This is a genomic window from Mycobacterium sp. TY814 (assembly GCF_030755175.1).
Classification (GTDB): Bacteria; Actinomycetota; Actinomycetes; order Mycobacteriales; family Mycobacteriaceae; genus Mycobacterium.
The window spans coordinates 2,670,438-2,689,057 of sequence record NZ_JAUFRY010000001.1; the positions used below are offsets into that span (position 1 = coordinate 2,670,438).

Sequence of the window (18,620 nt, forward strand, 5' to 3'; positions counted from 1 at the left end):
GGGAGATGTCGTACCTGCTCACTGCCCCTGAGACACTCGCGGCGGCGGCGACCGACGTGGACGGGATCGCCGCGGCGATCCACGCCGCCAACGCCGCCGCGGCTGGTCGGACCTCAGGACTGCTGGCTGCCGCAGGTGACGAAGTCTCGGCCGCGATCGCGGACCTGTTCAGCGCGTACGGCGACGAATACCAGGCGGTTATCAAGCAGGCCTCGCTGTTCCAGGATGAATTCACCAGAGCCCTGTCGAACGCCGCGAGCGCCTACACCCAGGCCGAAGCGCTGAACGGCGCGCTGCTCAACGGCATGCAGTCGCTGCTGACGCAACCCCCGACCGCCGCCGCGGCGGCGACGCTGACGCCCCCGATCACCGCACTGATCATGGGCGGCACCAACAATCCGATTCCCAACGCCAAATACCTCACCAATGTCTTCAACCGGTACATCAAGCCGCTGTACCCGGGGGCCAATCCCCTCGTGCTGCCAACTCCCGAGCAGTTCTGGCCCGTCACTCCGGACCTGGGCAATATGACGTACAACCAATCGGTCGCCAAAGGCGTGTCGATACTGAACAACGCGATCAATGCGCAGCTCGCCGCCGGCAATGACGTCATCACGTTCGGCTACTCGCAGAGCGCCTCGATAGTCAACAACCAGATACTCAACCTGATGGCGGCCGGCTCACCGCACGTCAACGACCTGTCGTTCATTTTGGCCGCCGCCGGCAATAACCCCAATGGGGGCCTGCTGTCCCGCTTCCCCGGTTTCTACATTCCGTTCCTGGACGTGCCGTTCAATGGTGCGCTGCCGGCCGGCAACCCCTACGAGACCTACGTCTACACCGCGCAGTACGACGGCGTCGCGCACACTCCGCAATACCCGCTCAACATCCTCGCCGACATCAACGCCGTCATGGGTTACTTCTACGTGCACGGCAATTACCCGTTGACCTCGGCGGCCGACATGGCGAATGCGGTTCTGTTGCCCACGTCGCCGGGGTACGCCGGCAACACGCAGTACTACATGTTCCTGACGCAGGACCTACCGCTTTTGCAGCCCATCCGGGATATTCCGTACGCCGGTCCGGTGCTGGCCGACCTCATACAGCCCCAGTTGCGAGTCATGGTCGACCTCGGGTACTCCGACTACGGATACGCCGATCTACCCACTCCGGCAGGGCTGATCAACATCCCCAACCCCTTCAATGTCGCCTATTACCTGGCCAAGGGCACCTTGCTGGCGCCGTATGGTGCGGCGGTGGAGATAGGCGTGCAGGCCGGTCTGTGGGGACCCGAGTACTTCCCGAACGAGTATCCCTGGGTTCCGTCGATCAACCCAGGGCTGAATTTCTACCTCGGCCCGCAGCTCAGCCAACCGCCGGTAACCGCACTGTCCCTGCTCAGCGGTACTCTCGGGGACGTGCTGGAAATCCTCGGCTGACCGGATCGCGCCGAACTTCCTGCCCATCAAGCGGGCCCATAGCAAGATCGCAGCATGAACCTGTCGACCGCGCCCAGTTTTCTAGCGTCGGCCGCTGCGGACCTGGGTCGCATCGGCACGACCGTGGAAAACGCTTGTTCCGCGGCGACCGTCCGGACCTCCGGGCTCATGCCGGCCGCCGGCGACGAGGTATCGGCGGCCATTGCCGGTGTGTTCAGCGCGCACGGGGACCAGTACCGCTGGGCCGCAAGCCGCGTTGCCAAGTTTCACAGCGAGTTCACCAGGGCCCTGGCTGACGCTGCCACCAATTACGTGCAGGCCGAGTGGCGCAACGCCGCCCTCCTGAGCAACGCGACCCAGGGCACCTCCGGCGCCGGAGCGGGCGCGCTGACCATCGCGCCGTCGCCGCTGCTGGCAAACCCGATCACGGCACTGATCATGAGTGGCACCAGCAATCCGACACCGTCGCTGAAGTACATCAACGAGATCAACACCAAATACATTCAGCCGTCTTTCGCGGGTGCGATCCCGCAAGGCCTTACGACGCCCGAGCAACTGTGGCCGTTGACGCCGAGAATTGGTGACCTGACGTTCAACCAATCGGTGGCCCAAGGCGTGACGATTCTCGACAACGCGATCAAAGCAGAACTGCTCGGCGGCAACGATGTGGTGGCGTTCGGTTTTTCACAGAGCGCGTCGATCGTCCACAACGAGATCGTCAACATGATGGCCGCGGGAGCGCCGCATCCCAACGATCTGGCCTTCATGATGATCGGCTCACCCAACAATCCCGGCGGCGGAATCCTCGCCCGCTTCCCCGGCTTCTACATCCCGGTCATGGATGTGTCGTTCACCGGTGCGACGCCCGCGAACACTCCCTACGAGACGACCATCTACACGGCCCAGTACGACGGTGTCGCTCATGTTCCGCAGTACCCGCTCAACGTGCTGGCCGACCTCAACGCGATGATGGGCTACTTCTACGTGCACAACGTCTACCCGACGGTCACGCCGGCCGAATTGGCCAACGCGGTACCGTTGCCGACCTCACCGGGGTACACCGGCCACACCCAGTACTACATGCTCTTGACGCAGGATCTGCCCTTGGTGCAGCCCATCCGCGACATCCCCTACGTCGGTCCGCCGCTGGCCAATTTGATCCAACCGCAACTGCGGGTTCTGGTGGATCTGGGTTACGCCGACTACGGGGTGGGCGCCAACTACGCCGACATACCGACCCCGGCCGGATTGCTTTCGGTTCCCAACCCATTCACCGTCTCCTACTACCTGCTCAAGGGAGCGGTGCAGGGACCGTACGGCGCTGTGGTGTCGATCGGCGAGGAAGTCGGTTTCTGGGGGCCGCAGTACTATCCCGACAGCTATCCGTGGGTGCCATCGGTCAATCCGGGCCTCAACGTCTTCATCGGCCAACCACAGGTGACCGCGCTGTCCTTGCTCAGCGGCGCGCTGGGGGATGTCTTCCGCACCATCCCGCCGATCTTCAACTAACCCGTCAGGGTCCCAGCGGCGCGGTGGTGCGGATCGCCTCGTCGCGGATCAGTCCGCGCAGTAGCGCGGTGCTGAACTCCGCGGCGATCTCCTTGGCGGAGCGCCGGCCGCTCGGCCGCAGCCACCGGTAGCTGCCCAGGGTCATCCCGATATAGCCCAGCGCCACCACGTGCGAGTCGCACTCGTAGAACTCGCCGCTGGCGATGCCCCGGTCGATCAGACCGTGCACGTGCTCGTAGACCTGCGCTTCCTTCTCGCGGACCTCGGCCACCTGCTCGGTGGTGAACCACTCGGTGATGTAGGGCTGCTCCTGGAAGTAGACGGCGGCGCGCTCGGGATTGCCCGCGATGCCGGTGAGCAGCCGGACGGTGTACTGGTACAGCGCTTCGCGGGCGGTCCAGGACGGGTCGTCGTGGACAGCGGCCAGCGTCCCCTCGGCCGCCTGGCGGTAGATGTCGAACAGGATCAGCGCTTTGCTCGCGTAGTAGTGGTAGACCGTGGCCTTGTTCAGCCCGATCACGTCGGCGACGTCGTCCATCCGGGTGCCGTGATAGCCACGGGCGGCGAACAGCTTGGTGGCGACGGCCAGCAACTCCTCACGGCGGGTCAGGCCACTTCCGGATGCCATCTCTACTCACCCTCGTCACTGCCGGTATGGGGCCCGGACGACCCCCCACACGACTGATTATCAATCAACTAGTTGGACAGTTTAGGCAGGACCGCGCCTGTCGCAGCGACGCGGATAGGACTAGACTCGCGAAACAGACGCAATGGGGGAGTCGATCAGCAGTCGAGAGGTGGAGTGATGGACCCGAGTCCTGACTACGACGGAAGCGACGAGATCGAGTTTTTCTTCAGCTATCTCACCTGGGGTCTGCGCGGCGTTGAGTCCGGAAACGGTTACCCGCCGCCCAGCTACCCGCCGGTCTAGCCGCCGGTCACCACAGCGGAAAATCCACGCCCTGCTCCGACGCGGGGCGTGGCCCGAATAGCCTGCGATCGGATTCGGCGATCGCCACATCATTGATGCTGGCTTCGCGGCGCGCCATCAGCCCGTCCGCGGTGAATTCCCACAACTCGTTGCCGTAACTGCGGTACCACTGACCATTCGCGTCGTGGCACTCGTATTGGAAACGCACCGCGATGCGGTTGTTCTGGAAACTCCACAGCCCCTTGCGTAGCGAATAGTCGAGTTCGCGTTGCCACTTGCGGGTCAGGAAGGCGACGATCTGCGGCCGCCCGACAATGTGCTCGTCGCGGTTTCGCCACTGCGAGTCGACCGTGTAGGCCAGGCTGACCCGCTCCGGATCGCAGGTGTTCCAGGCGTCTTCGGCGGCCTGAACTTTCTGCAGCGCCGTCTCGAGGGTGAACGGTGGAAACGGGGGGCGGGCTTGCGTCATACCGGGTGTCCTATCGTGGCGGTCATGGACTTCGCAATGTCGGCCAAAGCCAGTGATTACCACAAACGACTGTCCGACTTCATGACCGAACATGTCTTTCCCGCAGAGGCGGACTACGACAAGCACCGCCACGAGGCCGGGCCGAACGACTTCAGCGTGCCACCGGTCATCGAGGAATTGAAAGTCAAGGCCAAAGAACGCGGGCTGTGGAACCTATTCCTGCCCGCCGAGTCGGGGCTGACCAACCTGGAATACGCGCCGCTGGCCGAGTTGACCGGCTGGAGCCTCGAGATCGCCCCCGAAGCTCTGAACTGCGCGGCGCCCGACACCGGCAACATGGAGACCCTGCACCTGTTCGCCACCGAGCCGCAGCGTAAGCAGTGGCTGGAACCCCTGCTCAACGGCGAGATCCGCAGCGCGTTCTCGATGACCGAGCCGGCGGTGGCCAGCAGCGACGCGCGCAACATCGAGACCTCGATCGTGCGTGACGGTGCCGACTACGTGATCAATGGCCGCAAGTGGTGGACGTCGGGCGCAGCCGATCCGCGCTGCAAGATCCTGATCGTGATGGGCCGCACCAATCCCGACGCGGCCAGCCACCAGCAGCAGTCGATGATCCTGGTGCCGATGGACACCCCGGGTGTGACGGTGGTGCGGTCCACCCCGGTCTTCGGCTGGCAGGACCAGCACGGCCACTGCGAGATCGTCTACGACAACGTCCGGGTGCCGGCGACCAACCTGCTCGGCGAGGAGGGCGCCGGTTTCGCGATCGCCCAGGCGCGGCTGGGACCGGGCCGCATCCACCACTGCATGCGGGCGCTGGGCGGGGCCGAGCGCGCGCTCGCCTTGATGGTCAACCGGGCCAACAAGCGGATCGCGTTCGGCCGCCCGCTGGCCGACCAGGGCCTGGTGCAACAAGCGGTTGCCAAGTCCCGCAACGAGATTGACCAAGCCCGGCTGCTGTGCGAGAAAGCGGCGTGGACCATCGACAAGCACGGCAACAAAGCCGCGCACCTGCTGGTCTCGCAGATCAAGGCAGTAGCGCCGCAAGTGGCCTGCGACGTCATCGACCGCGCCATCCAGGTGCACGGTGGGGCGGGAGTCAGCGACGACACCGTGTTGGCCCGGCTCTACGGCTGGCACCGCGCGATGCGAATCTTCGACGGCCCCGACGAGGTGCACATGCGCACCATCGCGCGCACCGAGCTGGGCCGCGAGCAGTCCGCGCTCGCGGTGGCGGTCACCAGTCGTGGCTGAAACATCGCGGGAACTGTCCGGCGCGTGGAACTTTCGCGACGTCTCGGATGCGACGGCCAGTCTCCGCCCGGGCCGGCTGTTCAGATCCAGCGAACTGAGCGGCCTGGACGACGCCGGCCGGGCGGTGTTGCGCAGCTTGGGAATCACCGACGTCGCCGACCTGCGCTCCACCCGCGAGGTCACCCGGCGCGGCCCGGGCCGGGTGCCCGACGGCGTCGACATCCACCTGCTGCCGTTCCCCGATCTCGCCGACGACCAGTCGGGCACCGACGATGAAGCGCCGCACGAGAGCGCGTTCAAACGGTTGATGACCGAGGGCGACGCCGACGACTCCGATGAGGCCATCGAAGCGAACGCGGTGCGCTACATGACCGAGGAGTACCGCGAATTCCCTACGCGCAACGGCGCCCAACGCGCGGTGCACCGGGTGTTCACGTTGCTGGCCGCCGGCCGGCCGGTTCTCACCCATTGCTTCGCCGGCAAGGACCGCACCGGTTTCGTGGTCGCGACGGTCCTGGAAGCGGCCGGGCTGGATCGCGACGTCATCATCGACGATTACCTGCGCAGCAACGAAGCCGTACCGCAGCTGCGCCAGCAGATCACCGAGATGATCGCGCAACGCTCAGACGTCGAACTGACGCCCGAGGTGATCACCTTCACCAAGGCCCGACTGTCCGACGGAGTTCTCGGCGTCCGTGCCGAATACCTATGGGCGGCATGGCAAACGATCGACGAGTCGTTCGGATCGCTGGACGCCTACCTGCGCGACTCGGGCATCACCGAGACCGACGTGGCGCGGCTGCGGGACGCACTCCTGGGCTGAACGACGCGTCTATGAGTCAGGCCAAAGGCCAGACACCGTCCCCGAATCGCTCTACCCTCACGTGAGTGTCTTACGTATTGACGCAGCCGGCCGCGTTGGCAGCGGCAGCGACGGAGTTGTCCGGTCTCGGCACGGCGATTGGTGAGGCTGCCGCGGCCGCAGCAGCTCCCACGACGGGACTCATGAGCGCGGCCGCCGATGAGGTATCGGCGGCAATCGCCAACTTCTTCGGGCTGTACGGCTGGGAATTCCAGACGGCCAGTGCGAGGCTCGGGACCCTGTATCAGGGGTTGGTGCAGAACCTCACCTCCACGGTCGACTACTACGTCAACGCCGAGGCCATCAACACCGCTCAGCTTCGGCAAAGCGTGACAAGCGGGCTCTACCGACCCACCTCGCCGCCGGTATTCCCGCCATTCACCGGGGTGACTACCGCGATTGCCATGGGCGGCACCGGAACTCCGATTCCCGGACCCACGTACCTCAACGCCGTCAACCAACTCTTCATCCAGCCCAATTCGCCTGGCGCCATTCTGACGTCGCTGGTCACCCCCGAGCAGCTGTATCCGATCACCGGTGTGCGATCACTGATCTTCGCCAGCTCCGTTCAGCAGGGCCTGCAGATACTCGACACCGCGGTGTGGGACCAGCTCAACGCCGGCAACCATGTCACCGTCTTCGGCTACTCGCAGAGTGCAGTCATCTCGTCGCTGCTGATGGGGCACTACGCGTCCCTCGGGCCCAATGCGCCGCTGCCCAGTCAGCTCAGTTTCGTACTGACCGGCAACGAGATGAACCCCAATGGCGGCATCCTGGCCCGCATACCCGGCCTGGACATTTCGACCGTCGGCCTGCCGTTCTACGGCGCGATGCCCAACACCCCTTATCCGACAACCACTTACACGCTCCAATACGACGGCTTCGCCGACTTCCCGCGGTATCCGCTCAACATCGTGTCGGACATCAACGCCGTCTTCGGCATCATCACGGTCCACACCACCTACGCGGACCTCACGCCGGCTCAGGTCCAGTCGGCCACGCTGTTGCCCACCACGGGAGCGACGACCAACAAGTGGTACATGATCGACCATCCCAACCTGCCGCTGCTGGATCCGGTGCGGGCCATCCCCGTTATCGGGGAACCGATTGCGGCACTGGTGCAGCCGAACCTCAAGGTGATCGTCAACCTCGGCTATGGCGACCCGAACTTCGGCTACTCCACCAGCCCGGCCGACGTCCCGACGCCGTTCGGCCTGTTCCCCGAAGTCCCGCCGGGGGTTATTGTCGACGCCTTCGCCAGGGGCACCCAGCAGGGCATCAACGATTTCCTCGCCGTCACGCCGCGGGCGCTGACGACGGCGCCGGTCATCGCACCGCCCGGGTTCCCGCCGCTGATTCAGGCCTACCTGGCACCGCCACCGCAGGTGCTGCCGCCGACACCGGTCAACATCGCCAACACGTTCGCGTCAGTGGTCTCCACCGGCTACTCGGTGCTGCTGCCGACGGCAGACCTGCTGACCGCCTTCGCGACCACCATGCCCGCCTACGACTTGACGCTGTTCCTGAGCCAACTGGCGCAGGGCAACCTCCGGAGCGCGATCGAACTGCCACTCGCGGCCACCGCGGGACTGGCGGCGCTGGGCGGCATGATCGAGTTCATCGCGGTCGTGGAGGCCGCCGCGGACATCGTCCAGGACTTGCAGAGCATCGGCCTGTAGCTCATAAAGAATTCACAAAATCTCCAAATATATTGGCACCGGCGCTATTACACCATTGTCAAAGAGTCCGAATTCCGGACAACCATAGCTGCGCTGTCCTAACCTGAATTCGGGAACTGACCAAGATTCACCCTTGGTCACAGGGGGATGGGGTGGGCAATCATGTCTTTTCTGGCTGAGCCGGGAATCATATCGTCGGTCGTGGCGGATATCGGGGGCATAGGTTCCGCGGTGAGCGCGGCGTCCGCCGCCGCGGCGGCACCGACCTCCGGCCTGTTGGCCGCGGCGGCCGACGAGGTATCTGAGGCCGTCGCGAATTTCTTCGGCTCGTACGGCCAGGAGTTCCAGGCTGTCGTCGGCCAGGTCGAGGCGTATCACGCGCAGTTCCAACAGAACCTGGCCGCGGCGGCGAACGCTTACGTCAACACCGAGGCCGCAAGCGCGGCCACGTTACAGGGGCTGCTGGGCCTGCCCCCTGCCGCCGCGTTCACCCCACCGCCGCCCGCGTTCCCGGTCACCAATCCGCCATTCAGTACATTTCCGACCGCGGTGTTCATCGGCCCCACCGGGGTCCCGATACCGCCACCGGAATACGCCACGCTGGCGAATCTCCTGTACGTGCATGCCAACAACCCGAACCAGGCACTGCCGATCCTGTATACGCCCGAAGAGCTGTACCCGATCACCGGCGTCAAGAGCCTGACGCTGAACCAATCCGTTTCCGAGGGCCTGACAATTCTCGGAAACTATGTTCAGAATCAAATAGCAAACGGTCCCTTGACCGTTTTCGGCTACTCCCAGAGCGCGATCATCTCGTCGCTGTACATGCAACAGCTGGCGTCCCAGGGTTTTCCGATTTCACCGGCGGACCTCAACTTCGTGCTGGTCGGCAACGAGATGAACCCCAACGGCGGCATGCTGGCACGTTTCCCGAACCTGACGCTGCCGACGCTGGGTCTCGACTTCTACGGAGCGACCCCGTCCAACACGCCCTACGACGTGGCCATCTACACGCAGGAGTACGACGGCTTCGCCGACTTCCCGCGGTACCCGCTCAACTTCATCTCCGATCTCAACGCGGTGTTCGGCATCGCCACGGTGCATACGAAATACCTGAGTCTTACTACCGCCCAAGTCAATAGCGCCGTTCAGCTGCCCACGTCCCCGGGCTATTACGAAAACGGCGGCAAGACGTATTACTACATGATCCCCACCGAGGAACTGCCGCTACTCACGCCACTGCGTGCCATACCGGTGATCGGCAACCCGCTGGCCGCCCTCATCGAACCCAACCTGGAAGTGATCGTGAATCTGGGTTACGGCGATCCCTACCACGGTTATTCGACGAGTTACGCCGACGTGCAGACGCCGTTCGGCTTGTTCCCGGACGTGAGCCCGGGCACCGTCGCCGAGGCCTTGGCGGCCGGAACGCAGCAGGGCATCCATGATTTCAGCGCCGAACTGCAGGCGCTGGCCGCGCAGCCGCTCACGTTGCCCACGTTCGTGCCGCCGCAACCGACGGACATCCTCGCGACACTGGCCGCACTGCCGTCGCCGGAGAAGATCGTGAACACCGCGGCCACGGTCATCTCGACGGACTACGCCGTGCTCCTGCCCGCGGCCGACACCGCTCTCGCGTTCGCCACCTCGTTGCCTCTGTACGACTCGCAGCTTTTCCTGAGCCAACTCGCGCAGGGCAACCTCATCAACGCGATCGGCTACCCCATTGCGGCGGACGTCGGCCTGGCCACGATCGCCGGCATCGTCCAGTTCCTGGTCATCTCGAAGGCGATCTCACAGAACATCAGCGATATTCGGGCTCTCATCCCCTGACGCCCGGCGCTCGCTGATGGCGCGAAAACGCGGACAGAGTCAGCGGCTTCGTCATACGCTGGCGGCCAATCTGACCGAGACCACCGCCTTCGACGGGGGAAGAGACGCCAATGACGAATCTGCTCGTCGCGCCTGAGTTCATCACGACGGCAGTCACCGACATTGCGAACATCGGTTCGACGGTCAGTGCGGCAAGCGCAGCCGCCGCAGCGCCGACGACCGGCCTGCTGGCCGCGGCCGCCGATGAGGTGTCGGCGGCGATCGCGAATTTCTTCGGCACGCACGGGCAGGAGTTCCAGTCGTTCGTCGGACAGGTCGAAGCATTTCAATCCTCGTTCCGGCAGACCCTTGCCGACGCTGCCAACGCCTACGTGCAGACCGAAATCGCCAGCGCCGCGGCAATTCCGCCCTTCCCGGCGAATCTGACCTCGTTGTTCGTCGGGCCGACCGGTGTGCCCATCCCGTCGGAGGCCTACGTCCTCAAGGCGAACGAACTGTACGTCCGCTCCCTCAACACTTTGCAGGCGCTCTACACCCCCGAGAACCTGTATCCCATCACCGGCGTGAAGAGCATGACGCTGAACCAGTCGGTGGTCGAGGGCCTGACGATCATGGACAACGCGATCACCAGTCAGCTGGCCATCCCGGGGAACAGCCTCACCATTTTCGGCTACTCCCAGAGCGCCATCATCGCCTCGCTGGAGATGCAGAAGCTGGCGGCGATGGGCTCGCCCTATGTGGGCCAGCTCAACTTCGTCCTCGTCGGCAACGAGATGAACCCCAACGGCGGGATGCTGGCGCGGTTCCCGGGCCTGACGCTGCCGACGCTGGGGCTGTCGTTCTACGGGGCCACGCCGTCGGACACGCTGTACCCGACGGCCATCTACACGCAGGAGTACGACGGGTTCGCCGACTTCCCGCGGTATCCGATCAATTTCATCTCCGACCTCAACGCGGTGATGGGCATCGCCACCGTGCACGTGAAGTACCTGGACCTCACCCCGGCGCAGGTCGACAACGCCATCAAGCTCACGACGTCACCGGGCTACACCGGCGTGACCGATTACTACATGATCCCCACCGAGCACCTGCCCCTGCTGGCACCGCTGCGCCTGACCTCCGTCATCGGCAATCCGCTCGCCGCCCTCATCGAGCCGAATCTGAGGGTGATCGTGAACCTGGGCTACGGCGACCCGTACCACGGCTACTCGACCAGCCCCGCGGACATCCGCACGCCGTTCGGTTTGTTCCCCGATGTCAGCCCGGGCACCGTCGTCGAAGCGCTGGCCGCCGGAACGCAACAGGGCATCCACGACTTCACCGCCGAGCTGCAGGCGCTGGCCGCACAGCCGATCACCTTCCCCTCCTTCGCCCCGCCACAACCGGCAGACCTGATGGCGACGCTGGCCGCGCTGCCATCTCCGGAGAAGATCGTGAACACGATCGCCACCGTCATCTCGACCGACTACGCCGTGCTGTTGCCGACCGCCGATACCGCCCTCGCTTTCGCGACCACCATGCCGCTCTACGACACACAACTCTTCTGGAGCCAGCTGCTGCAGGGCAACCTCATCAACGCCATCGGGTATCCGATCGCTGCCAACGTCGGGCTGGCCACCATCGCGGGCATCGTGGAATTCCTGGTCATCGCGAAGGCGCTGTCGGAGAACATCAAGGACATCAGCGCCCTGATTCCGTGACATTCTGGCCGAATGACGTAAACGCCAGACAGTTTCGGAACGTGCCCTTACGCTTGCGCGAAAGCTTTGCGGGGTCGTGGGGAGAGGAACTGCGCTGATGTCGTTATTGCTGGCGGAGCCACAGGCGATGGTGGCTGCTGCCGCCGACATCGAAGGGATCGGGGCGACACTGAGCGCGGCCAGCATGGCCGCGGCGGCGCCGACGTCGAACGTGCTCGCCGCGGCCGGTGACGAGGTGTCGGCGGCCATCGCAAACCTGTTCGGCACCTTCGGGCGCGAATACCAGGACGTCGTAACGCAATTCGAGGCGTTCCACAACGAGTTCCAGCGCACTCTGGCTGCCGCGGGTTCGGCCTACGTACAGGCCGAGGCCGCCGCTGCCTCAGCCCTGGGCGCAGCGTTCGCGCCGCCGGCCCAGGCGGCGACCGCGGCCGCGATCCCGTGGGTGCCCAACGACATCTCGTTGATCCTGAGCGGCACCGGCGTTCCGATCGTCACCGCCGACTTCATCCAGAAGGCGAGCAAATACGTCGGTGGACCGACCATCTTCCAAGGGCTGAACACCCCGGAAGAGCTCTACCCGCTGACCGGCGTCCGCAGCATGTACTTCAACAAATCGGTCCAGATCGGACTGACCACCCTGGACAACGCGGTTTACCAACAGATCACCGGCGGAAACTCCGTCACCGTTTTCGGCGTTTCACAGAGCGCGGTCATCTCGTCGCTGTACATGCGCAATCTCGCGGCCGGTTTGTCGAATTTCGGCGCCACCCCTCCTCCGGCGAACATGCTGAATTTCGTCTTGACCGGTAACGAGATGAACCCCAACGGCGGTCTGCTGTCCCGCTTCCCGGGTCTGGTGATGTCGAGCCTGGGGCTGGAGTTCTACGGATCCACGCCGTCGGACACCATTTATCCGGTCCGCAATTACACGCTCGAATACGACGGCTTCGCCGACTTCCCCCGATATCCGCTCAATCTCATCTCCGACCTGAACGCGGTAGCGGGCATCGTCTACGTCCACCCGCAGTACGTGAATCTGACCCAGGCTCAGATCGATGCCGCCATTCCGCTGCAGACGTCGCCGGGGTACAACGGCAACAGCCAGTACTTCATCCTGCCGACCCAGCAACTGCCGCTGTTGCAGCCGCTGCGCGCCATCCCGGTCATCGGAAATCCGCTCGCCAACCTCATCGAGCCGAACATGCGCGTGCTGGTGAACCTCGGCTATGGCGACCCGAACTACGGGTACTCCACGAGTCCCGCCGATGTCCCCACACCGTTCGGCCTGTTCCCCGAAGTCGCGCCGGGCACCGTGTTCGACGCGCTGGCGACCGGCACCCAGCAGGGCATCAACCACTTCAGCGCCGACCTGCAGGCGATGGGCAGCCAACCGGTTACCGCGCCGACATTCGCACTGCCCTCGCCGACCGAGATCGGGGCCAGGGTGGCCGCGCTGCCGACACCACAGGAGATCGCCAACACGGTGGGATCGATCGCCTCGACCAACTACGCCGTCCTGCTGCCCACCGCGGATATCGCCACGTCGGTGCTGACCTCGCTGCCGGCCTACAACGCGGCGCTGTTCACCGAGCAACTGGCGCAGGGCAATCTGATCAACGCGATCGGACTCCCGATCGCCGCCGACGTCGGCCTGGCCACGGTGGCCGGTGCGGTCGAGTTCCTGGTGCTCACCGAGGCGGTCGTGAACACCCTCAAGGATATTCAGTCGCTGGTCGCATGAGACTGACCGTCCCAAAAAATATTTAGCTCAGAAAAGCAGTATGCGCGCGGCGTGACCGTTCTACTCTGACACGTGGAATTACCCTGGCCGTGAAGGGAATTAGCCGATGTCGTATTTGACGACGCAACCGCAACTGCTGAGCTCTGCCGCCGAGAACCTCGCCGGCATCCGGACCGCCCTCACCGAGGCCAGCGCTGCGGCCGCCGGTCCGACCACCGGTCTGGCCGCCGCCGCGGCCGACGAGATCTCGGCCGCCGCGGCGCAGCTGTTCGGGACGTTCGGTCAGGAGTACCAGCAGGTCATCGGTCAAGCGGCGCTGTTCCACGAAGAGTTCAACCGTGCCCTGGCGGCGGCGAGCCTCACCTATGCCGAAGCGGAGATCGCCAACGCGGCCCAGGTCCTGGGCGGGGCTGGCGGATTCGGCGCGGCCGCGTCACCGATCGAGGCGCTGCTCGCTCCGGTGCTGGCTCCGCTGCAGCCGCTGCTCGCGCCGGTCCAGTCGCTGTTCGCGCCACTGCTCGCCCCTGCCACGAGCGGCGGCGGCACGATCATTCCCTCGGTTCCTATTTCGCCGACCGGGCCCTACAACGTCGCGTTGATCATGGCGGGCAGCGGCACACCCATACCGCCGCCGTCGTATCTGACCGACATCCGGCCCTGGATCACATCCGCCTTCAACGTGCTCAACCCCACGTCGATCCCGCTGAACACTCCCGAGGGCCTGTATCCGCTGACGGCGATCAAGGACCTGACGCTCCAGGTTTCCGTCGACCGCGGCGTGACCATCCTGGATAACGCGCTGTTCGGACCGACCGGGCTGATCACCGCTGGACAGAAGGTCGCCGTTCTCGGGTACTCGCAGAGTGCCGTCATCTCTTCACTGGAGCTGCGCAACCTCATCGCGGCGGGCAGCCCCAACACCGCGGACCTCAGCTTCACGCTGCTGGGCAACCCGATGAACCCGAACGGCGGCCTGCTCGCGCGCTTCCCCGGTCTTTCCCTGCCGGCAATCGGCCTGGATTTCTATGGCGCCCAGCCGAGTGGCTCCGGCTACCCCGTCAACACCTTCACGCTGCAGTACGACGGGTACGCCGACTTCCCCAAGTACCCGATCAACTTCCTGGCAGACCTCAACGCGTTCCTGGGCATCCAGACCGTTCACGGCACATACCCCAACCTGGACCCGAACGCGCTGCCTCCCGGCTACAACCTCGTTCAGCTGCCGGTCTCCCCCGGCAACAACGGCCTCGACAACTACTACATGATCACCCAGCCGGGTCTGCCGCTGCTGTCACCGATCAAGGGCATCCCGGTGATCGGGGCACCCCTGGCCGCCTTGCTAGAACCGAACCTGACCTACCTGGTCAACTGGGGCTACGGCGACCCGCACTACGGATACAACACCGGTTATGCCGACGTGCCCACGCCTTTCGAAGTGCTCCCGCCCATCCCGACCAACTTCTTCGGTGACCAGATCTACCTCGCCGGACAGGGAGTCAACGGGTTCACGAAGGCCATCGGCGCCACGGCGCTGCCATCGGCGGCCAGCCTGGCCGACCTGCTGCCGGCCGGCGGCGGCACCGGACTGTCACTGCCGTTCTCGTTGCCCAGCGCGACCGCCTCGCCGGTCAACAGCTTCTTCGACGCGCTGAAGTCGGCGAACACCAACATCACCACGGCAATCACCAGCGCGGCCGCCGACACCTACGCCGTGGCACTGCCGACGGCGGACATCATCAACACGCTGGTGACCACGGTCCCGTCCTACGACCTGAACCTGTTCCTGGACGGCATCCAGCAGGCGTTCAACGGCGATCCGGCGGGATTGTTCAACGCGATCGGTAAGCCGATCGCCGCGAATGTTGCGGTCGGAACTCTCGCCGGTGGTTTCGAGTTCATCGTGCTGCTCGACGCGTTCCAGAATGTGCTCGGCGACCTCGCTGGCGCCTGAGTTCTCGAGCGGCTGTGCGACCCCGAATGTCGTTGTAATGGCGGACTTTGAGTTCCTGAGGTAGATGTTCGGATCCATCCGCCGAATCGCGATACTTACGCGGACGTCAATGTAGGCTGACGCCTATCGGCCGTGCCGGCGAGATGACGTGTGGCGCCGTCGACATAGGTCGCCGATGCGAAGGATTGGCCGATGACGTATCTGAGTGTGGAACCGGACCTCATCGCCGCGGCCGTGGCAGATCTGGCAAACGTTCGCGGTGCGGTCGTCGCGGCAAACGCCGGCGCAGCCGCCGAGACGGTCGGCTTCGCGGCCGCGGCGGCCGACGAGGTGTCGGCCGCAATCGCGAAATTCTTCGACACATACGGCCGGGAGTGTCAGCTGCTGATGGGGCGGGCGGCGGAATTTCACGCCAACTTCGCCCGGGGCCTGACAGCTGGTGGGCTCGCCTACCTGGAGACCGAAATCGCCAATGCCTTTGCAGGCGTGCTCTATTCAGAAATTTCGCCGTTCCGGTCTCTGCTGACCAGCATGGCCACCGCTCCGGCGGCCGCCGTCACCCTCGTCATGGGCGCCAGTGGCTATCCGATCCCGATTCAGGACTACATCCAAGGGCTCCCGCCGCTGTACATCGACCCCTTCTTCCCCGGTGGCCCCAACATCGGTATCAACACTCCGGAGGGTCTCTATCCGCTGACCGGCGTCAAGGACCTGACCTTCGACGTCTCAGCGGCACGTGGTTTGACGATCCTCAACAATGCGATCAATCAGGCCTTCGCCGGGCTGCCGGCCGGCAGCAACGTGAACGTCTTTGGCTATTCGCAGAGCTCGGTCATAGCTTCGATGGAGATGAAGGCGCTCAATCCGGGCAACGTATTCGGAGCCGGACCGAACTTGAACTTCACGCTCGTCGGCAACCCCTCCAACCCCAACGGCGGCCTGCTGACTCGATTCCCGGGACTCAGCCTGCCCAGTCTGGGACTGACCCTGTTCGGTACGGCAACGCCGGACAATTCCTTTGCCACCAACATCTTTACCAGGGAGTACGACGGATTCGGCGACTTCCCTCAGTACCCACTCAATATCGTGTCCGACATCAACGCGTTCCTGGGCATCATCGAGTTGCACGGCAGCTACCCATTCCTGTCCCCCGAGCAGCTGACGGTACCGCCCGCGGGTACCGCCGTGGAGTTGACGAACACGGTCGGGCCCGTCTCCACGCACTACTACATGATCCGCACCGAAAACCTGCCGATTCTGTCTCCGCTTCGCGCTATCCCGGTAATCGGCCATCCGCTGGCCTCGCTGATCGAGCCCAACATGCGTGTCATCGTCAATCTCGGCTACGGAAGCACGACGCAGGGCTGGTCGCCGGATCCACCGAATGTCCCCACCGGTTTCGGGGTGATCCCTCCGGTCAGTCCACTCGAGATCGCGCAGGCTTTGGGTGCCGGGACGCAGCAGGGGATTAGCGATTTCGCGGCCGACATCAGGGCCATGATCGCCTCGCCACCTGCCGTTCCCGTACCGGATATGCCAACAATCCTGCAGTCGATCAACACCGGCGGCACCACCCTGGCCAACGGGTTGTCCTCGACGCTGTCCTCGCCGGACAGTTTCATCGCGTCCGTACAGGCGGCGAACAACTACGTCACCAACGGGATATCGACGTCGGCCTCGGCGGCCGTGGCGACGTTGCTACCGACGGCGGACGTCGCCAACGCGATGGTGACCTCCGTGCCCTCCTACAACATCAACATCATGCTGACCGGGGCAGAGATGATCGCCGACGGAGATCCGCTGGGCGGCAGCATCTATGCCCTCGGCGGACCGCTGGCCGCCAATGTCGGCCTGTTAACCCTGTTCGCCGGCTTCGAGGTCCGCGTTTTCCAGCACGCGCTCTCCCAGATCATCAGCGCGTGGACGGGTGCGCCCCCGCCGTCGACGGCGGTCGGCGCGTTCGGAACGGCGTTCTGAAGCACCGTCACACGTAGCGCCCGGGCAGAACGGGCGTTATTCCTCCTCGCCTTCGATCCGCACGCCGTGCCAGAACGCGACATGATTCTTGATCTTGCGCGCCAACGGACTCGGCTTCGGGTAGTACCAACCCGCGTCGGCGTTGACTTCCCCGTCGACGCGCACGTCGTAGTAGTGCGCAACACCCTTCCACGGGCACAGGGTCGAGGTCTTGCTGTCGGTGAAGTACTCCCGCCGCAACGACTCCGGCGGGAAGTAGTGATTGCCCTCCACCCGAACCGTCCGCGGCGCCTCGGCCAGTACCGCGCCATTCCACACTGCTCGAATCATGTTGCCAGCAAACCGATCACACGTTTCGGGCTTGCAGTTTCGGCGACTCCGGATCGAGGCCCCACGCCAAGACCCGCCGCGGATGGATGCGGATCATCGCGCCACCGTCGGTCGACAGCGCCTCGCCCTGCCCACGAATTTCGAGACCGCGCGGACGCCACGGATCGATGCTGGCGAGGTCGTCGAGCACCAGGGACACCCGCGGATTGCTCTCCACGTTGCGCAGTTTGCGGCTGCCCGCCATCGCCTTTCCGCCGATGTCGATGGTGCCCAGTTCGGCGTTGTAGGTGAACCGCACCGGCCGGACTTGCGGGGAACCTTTGGGTGTTACCGTCCCGAGTCTGCCGAGGCGCTGACTGGCCAAGTACTCGAGTTCGGTGTCGGTGAATACCGCCATGTGCTTGCTCCTTTTGGCTAAAGAACGAAGCGGAGTGGCGACAGTTTAGGAGCGGACACTCTTGCCGGTCAATGATCCTCAGCCGAGGTACTGATCGTCGCTGACCTGCTCCAGCCAGTCGACGAAACGCCCGTCGACTTCGTCTTGAATGGCGATGTGGGTCATCGACGAGCTGTCGGTGGCTCCGTGCCAGTGTTTGATCCCGGCGGGGGTCCAGACGACATCGCCGGGGTTGATCTCCTGCCGGGCGCCACCCCACTGCTGCACCCAGCCGGTGCCCTCGACCACGATAAGCCGCTGTCCCGCCGGGTGCGTGTGCCACACGCTGCGCGCACCCGCGGCGAAAGTGAGCTGTCCGGCATGGGATTTCGAGGAACCCGCCGGCCCGAACAGCTGCTTCATGGTGACATCGCCGGTGAAGAATTGTTCCGGCCCCGGCATGGCCGGGCGCTCTCCCTCATGAGTGATCTGCATGTCCGGCTCGTGTTCGTGCATGGCCCGTCCTCCTCCGGTGAGAGATACCGGTACAGAGAATAGGGACG

16 protein-coding genes are annotated in these 18,620 nt (G+C 64.5%); 11 read left to right on the forward strand and 5 right to left on the reverse strand.

From position 1 onward, the window contains the following. The first annotated feature begins 5 nt into the window (after positions 1-5). Together QXH22_RS11735 and QXH22_RS11740 are read left to right on the forward strand one after the other, a co-directional pair. Positions 6-1,439: a PE-PPE domain-containing protein gene (locus QXH22_RS11735; protein ID WP_306243296.1), complete on the forward strand. Its 1,434-nt coding sequence runs from the start codon at positions 6-8 to the stop codon at positions 1,437-1,439. A gap of 54 nt (positions 1,440-1,493) precedes the next feature. After that, positions 1,494-2,948, forward strand: a complete 1,455-nt coding sequence (locus QXH22_RS11740) for a PE-PPE domain-containing protein (RefSeq protein WP_306243298.1) — start codon at positions 1,494-1,496, stop codon at positions 2,946-2,948. Positions 2,949-2,952: 4 nt separating this feature from the next. On the opposite strand, the gene QXH22_RS11745 is transcribed toward QXH22_RS11740, so the two are convergent. Beyond that, positions 2,953-3,576 (reverse strand): TetR/AcrR family transcriptional regulator, encoded by a 624-nt coding sequence (locus tag QXH22_RS11745; RefSeq protein ID WP_306243299.1) that lies wholly within the window; start codon positions 3,574-3,576, stop codon positions 2,953-2,955. A 174-nt stretch (positions 3,577-3,750) separates the two neighbouring features. Here QXH22_RS11745 and QXH22_RS11750 point away from each other — a divergent pair, with 174 nt between their 5' ends. Further along, positions 3,751-3,879: a hypothetical protein gene (locus QXH22_RS11750; protein WP_197419735.1), complete on the forward strand. Its 129-nt coding sequence runs from the start codon at positions 3,751-3,753 to the stop codon at positions 3,877-3,879. A gap of 7 nt (positions 3,880-3,886) precedes the next feature. Here QXH22_RS11750 and QXH22_RS11755 read toward each other — a convergent pair whose 3' ends face one another. Further along, on the reverse strand, positions 3,887-4,348 hold the full coding sequence (locus QXH22_RS11755; protein ID WP_306243301.1) for a nuclear transport factor 2 family protein: 462 nt from the start codon (positions 4,346-4,348) through the stop codon (positions 3,887-3,889). Between the two features lie 36 nt (positions 4,349-4,384). Here QXH22_RS11755 and QXH22_RS11760 point away from each other — a divergent pair, with 36 nt between their 5' ends. The 8 genes from QXH22_RS11760 to QXH22_RS11795 all read left to right on the forward strand — a co-directional run bounded on the left by QXH22_RS11760 (position 4,385) and on the right by QXH22_RS11795 (position 17,351). Further along, positions 4,385-5,605, forward strand: a complete 1,221-nt coding sequence (locus QXH22_RS11760) for an acyl-CoA dehydrogenase family protein (RefSeq protein ID WP_306244507.1) — start codon at positions 4,385-4,387, stop codon at positions 5,603-5,605. Continuing rightward, positions 5,598-6,428, forward strand: coding sequence for a tyrosine-protein phosphatase (locus tag QXH22_RS11765; protein WP_306243303.1), 831 nt, complete (start codon positions 5,598-5,600; stop codon positions 6,426-6,428). Before QXH22_RS11760 ends, QXH22_RS11765 begins: the two co-directional genes overlap by 8 nt. Before the next feature lie 65 nt (positions 6,429-6,493). Continuing rightward, complete coding sequence (locus QXH22_RS11770; RefSeq protein ID WP_306243305.1) at positions 6,494-8,146, forward strand: PE-PPE domain-containing protein; 1,653 nt, start codon at positions 6,494-6,496, stop codon at positions 8,144-8,146. Between the two features lie 162 nt (positions 8,147-8,308). Continuing rightward, the gene (locus QXH22_RS11775) at positions 8,309-9,979 is read left to right on the forward strand and encodes a PE-PPE domain-containing protein (RefSeq protein WP_306243307.1); all 1,671 of its coding nucleotides are present in this window, start codon (positions 8,309-8,311) and stop codon (positions 9,977-9,979) included. Between the two features lie 110 nt (positions 9,980-10,089). Continuing rightward, complete coding sequence (locus QXH22_RS11780) at positions 10,090-11,679, forward strand: PE-PPE domain-containing protein (protein ID WP_306275640.1); 1,590 nt, start codon at positions 10,090-10,092, stop codon at positions 11,677-11,679. A gap of 97 nt (positions 11,680-11,776) precedes the next feature. Then, positions 11,777-13,423: a PE-PPE domain-containing protein gene (locus QXH22_RS11785; protein WP_306275641.1), complete on the forward strand. Its 1,647-nt coding sequence runs from the start codon at positions 11,777-11,779 to the stop codon at positions 13,421-13,423. A gap of 106 nt (positions 13,424-13,529) precedes the next feature. Continuing rightward, on the forward strand, positions 13,530-15,374 hold the full coding sequence (locus QXH22_RS11790; protein WP_306243313.1) for a PE-PPE domain-containing protein: 1,845 nt from the start codon (positions 13,530-13,532) through the stop codon (positions 15,372-15,374). 192 nt (positions 15,375-15,566) lie between these two features. Then, a complete protein-coding gene (locus QXH22_RS11795; RefSeq protein WP_306243315.1) occupies positions 15,567-17,351 on the forward strand; it encodes a PE-PPE domain-containing protein in 1,785 nt (594 codons plus the stop codon). A gap of 36 nt (positions 17,352-17,387) precedes the next feature. Here the strand turns inward: QXH22_RS11795 and QXH22_RS11800 are convergent, their stop codons facing one another. The 3 genes from QXH22_RS11800 to QXH22_RS11810 form a co-directional block, all read right to left on the reverse strand. Further along, positions 17,388-17,681 (reverse strand): DUF427 domain-containing protein, encoded by a 294-nt coding sequence (locus QXH22_RS11800; protein ID WP_306243317.1) that lies wholly within the window; start codon positions 17,679-17,681, stop codon positions 17,388-17,390. 16 nt (positions 17,682-17,697) lie between these two features. Further along, on the reverse strand, positions 17,698-18,078 hold the full coding sequence (locus QXH22_RS11805; RefSeq protein ID WP_306243319.1) for a PPOX class F420-dependent oxidoreductase: 381 nt from the start codon (positions 18,076-18,078) through the stop codon (positions 17,698-17,700). A gap of 78 nt (positions 18,079-18,156) precedes the next feature. Further along, entirely contained in the window at positions 18,157-18,573 is a 417-nt protein-coding gene (locus QXH22_RS11810; protein WP_306243321.1) for a cupin domain-containing protein, read from the reverse strand. Between the last annotated feature and the right edge of the window lie 47 nt (positions 18,574-18,620).